Genomic DNA, 405 nt, shown 5'->3' on the forward strand with positions numbered 1-405 from the left:
CTACCGGGCTGCTCCACCCCGCGCCATCGCGGTAAATCCCTTTGGGATTTATCCGCTCATTGCGGGTTTTGCCGAAGGCAAAATCCCGTTTAACCGGTCCGGGTTTTGCGTGCGCAAAATCCCGTTGTTTGTCTCAAACCTAGCAAAACAAAAGGGCCGCTTGAGGGCGGCCCGTGTTCGGCAGGGCCGAGGGATGAAGAGAAGGAGATCTTTGATTTCCGGTCTTGTTTTCGCCGCTACCTTATCCTTCTCGGCTATGCCTCGAAGGGGAGCGGCGTTTTATCTTGCGTTTTGCAGACCTGGCAGCGACCTACTCTCCCGCGTCTTAAGACGAAGTACCATCGGCGCTGGGGCGTTTCACGGCCGTGTTCGGAATGGGAACGGGTGCAGCCACCCCGCCAGAAC

Annotated in this window: 1 rRNA gene; it reads right to left on the reverse strand. The window is 57.5% G+C overall.

Annotated elements, in window-relative coordinates:
• Positions 1-297 precede the first annotated feature (297 nt).
• Positions 298-405: ribosomal RNA gene (gene rrf, locus IB267_RS33060) — 5S ribosomal RNA — on the reverse strand; the annotation flags it as partial.

Source organism: Ensifer sp. ENS09, assembly GCF_014852425.1.
In the GTDB taxonomy this organism is placed as follows: domain Bacteria; phylum Pseudomonadota; class Alphaproteobacteria; order Rhizobiales; family Rhizobiaceae; genus Ensifer.